Origin of the sequence: Curtobacterium sp. PsM8, assembly GCF_030433875.1 — a bacterium.
In the GTDB taxonomy this organism is placed as follows: Bacteria; Actinomycetota; Actinomycetes; order Actinomycetales; family Microbacteriaceae; genus Curtobacterium.
In genome coordinates this window covers 1-211 of record NZ_JARUXD010000231.1, presented here as the reverse complement: position 1 = coordinate 211, position 211 = coordinate 1, and the positions used below count along the sequence as shown (strand labels likewise).

1 protein-coding gene is annotated in these 211 nt (G+C 61.6%); it reads right to left on the bottom strand.

The genetic code is table 11. The features are described 5' to 3' along the window. The coding region (locus tag QCD68_RS17410; protein ID WP_301223917.1) for a hypothetical protein at positions 1-211 on the bottom strand (211 nt) is incomplete at both ends.

The window sequence follows — 211 nt, the reverse complement described above, 5'->3', positions numbered from 1 at the left end:
CGTCTTGATTCAGCAGCAGTGACAGGACGAGGAGCTTCTGAGCGGACACAATCCCCTGATTGACGAAGGTCTGTGCGGTCGTGGGAGTCTGGGCTTGCGTGGTTTTGGCGAGTTCCGCCGATTCGATGATCTCGATGGTGGGCACCTGCCACCGCCAGACCGTCCACGCGGGCGAGGCTTGCGCGTCCATCGCCTCGGCAATCTGGTATGC